General features: G+C 69.8%; 2 protein-coding genes. Both read right to left on the reverse strand.

The genetic code is table 11. The features are described 5' to 3' along the window. Window positions 1-448: AMP-binding protein (locus tag D7X12_RS40790; protein WP_147443983.1), on the reverse strand; the 448-nt coding region annotated here is incomplete at its 3' end. Between the two features lie 176 nt (window positions 449-624). Continuing rightward, window positions 625-2473: Hsp70 family protein (locus D7X12_RS40795; protein WP_120630494.1), on the reverse strand; the 1849-nt coding region annotated here is incomplete at its 5' end.

The following is a 2473-nucleotide window of genomic DNA, read 5'->3' on the forward strand; positions in this document are numbered from 1 at the left end:
CGCCCACCTCCGACGGCGTGCGCCACTCCCGCTCGCCGCCCTCGGGCAGCGTGTCCGTCGCCATCCAGTGCAGCGCGCGGAAGTCCGGCGCCTGCTCGAAGAGGAAGTCGGACAGCTCCAGGATGCCCGACGTCGTGAGCACCACCGACGCCTCGGCGTCCTGGATGATGGCGCGCAGGCGGGGCAGGGTGCGCTCCAACCGCATCGGATCCGGCGGATACGCCGGCACCGCCACCGCGCCCGCATAGAGGCAGCCGAAGAAGCCCGCGATGTAGTCCAGCCCCGGCGGGTACAGGAGCAACACGCGCTCGCCCACCACGCCTCGCGCCTGCAACGCCGTGGCGATGCGCCGGGCCCGCACGTCCAGCTCGAACGCGCTCAGCACCGTCTCGTCGCCGTCGACTTCACCCAGGAACGTGTACAGCGGCGCATGGGCAGAGGGGCCCATCGCCAGATTCAACAGGAGGCCAGGAAGGGTTCGCGAGAAGTCAAGCAGGGGGGGCCGTCCATGTGTCGGAAAAAGCGCCGACACTTCTTAGCAGCCCTTGCTCTTAATCCCGTGGGTCCTCGCGATGTTGGAACGCGCGCGCACATGCTGCGCCGCCAGCTTCCCGGGGGAGCGTCTCAGCCGCGCCCGAACAGCCCTTTCAACCACCCCATGAAGCCCTTCTGCTTCGACACGACCGCCGCGTCCGGCGTCAGCACCGGCGCCGCGGGCGCTGCCACAGACATGTTGCGGTTCACGGGGGCAACCGGCGCCGCGCCCGAGCCCACACTGGTGGTGGCACTGGAGGCCACGGTCTCCGCCTCCGCCTGGGCCAGCCGCGCCTTCACGGTCTCCGGCGTGTCGCGGGTGGTGAACGTGCTGACCACCTCACGGCCCGACGTGCCCTCACGTGCGACGACCTTCAGCAGCGACTCGTTGTTCACCTCGAACGTCACGGTCACCTGCACCGTGCCGCGAGGCCGCTTCGGCAGGCCCGCGAGCCGCAGCGTGCCCAGGTACTCGTTGTCCTGCGCGCGCTCGGAGTCGCCCTGGAAGACGGTGAGCTCCAGCTCCGTCTGGTCGTCCCGGTGGGTGGAGAGCGTGTAGACCTTGGAGGCCGGCAGCGCCACGTTGCGCTCCAGCACCGGCTTGAAGCGCCCGCCCGGCAGTCCCACGCCAATGGCCATGGGCAGCACGTCGATGAGCACCACGCCTTCCAGCTGCCCCAGGCTGTGCGCCAGGAGCGCCGCGCCCAGCGCCACGGCCTCGTCCGGGTGCACGCCCTTGCTGGGCGGCTGGCTGAAGAACTTCGTGATCTTCTCGTGCACCAGCGGGAAGCGGCTCTGCCCACCGACGAGGATGACCTCGTCGATGTCCTGCGGCTTCAGCCCCTTGGCCTGCAACACCTCGTCACAGACCTGGAGTGTGCGGTCGACCAGCTTCTCCGTCAGCGCGATCAACTTCTGCCGCGTGAGCACGACGTCCAGGTCGTACGGCTTGTTGTCGATCATCGTCACGAAGGCCACGTGCACCCGCATCTCCGAGCGCTCGGACAGGGCGCACTTGGCCCGCTCCGCCGCGTCGTTGATGCGCTGCAGCGCCACCCGGTCCCCCTGGAAGGTGCGGCCCGTCTTCTGCCGGAACTCCTCCAGGAGGTACTCGACGATGGCGTTGTCGAAGTCGATGCCACCCAGGAACGTGTCGCCGCCGGTGGAGATGACTTCGTAGACGGTGTCGTGCAGCTCCAGCACCGACGCGTCGAAGGTGCCGCCGCCCAGGTCGTACACCAGCACCCGCTGGTTGAGCTTGCGCCCATAGCCGTACGCCAGCGCCGCCGCCGTGGGCTCGTTGAGGATGCGCTCCACGTACAGGCCCGCGAGCTTGCCCGCCTCGCGCACCGCCTGCCGCTGGTTGTCGTTGTAGTAGGCGGGCACCGTGATGACGGCCCGCGAGATGGGCTGCCCCAGCTGGTTCTGCGCCACCTCGCGCACCTCGCGGAGGATCAGCGCGGAGATCTGCTGGAGCGAATAGATGCGATCGCCCAGCCGCACCGCCGCCTCGCCTGCCTGCCCGGCGGCGATCTCATAGTGGAAGCGGTCCTTGATCTGCCCGACGATGGGCGACGCGTACGGCCGGCCCACCAGGCGCTTGGCGCCGTACACCGTCTGGCGCGGGTTGGTGAGCATCTGCCCCTTCGCGGGGTGGCCCACCACCAGCTTGCCGCGCTGGTTGAACGCCAGGATGGAGGGGACCGTGTTGTGTCCCTCGCGGCTGTGCAGCACCGCCGGCTTGTTGCCGCGCACGAACGCGGCGCACGAGTTCGTCGTCCCCAGGTCGATGCCAATCACCGGCCCCGTCCGGGGCGGCTCCGCGGTGTTCAGCTCCAGCGCCTCCGCCGTCACCATCTCCAGCGGCGGCCCGGAGGGCGCGGACAACATCCCCGGCGCGGGCGTGCGGGCAGGCCCGACCGTGGGGAGGGAAGGGGAG

This window comes from Corallococcus sicarius (assembly GCF_003611735.1).
GTDB classification, from domain to species: Bacteria; Myxococcota; Myxococcia; order Myxococcales; family Myxococcaceae; genus Corallococcus; species Corallococcus sicarius.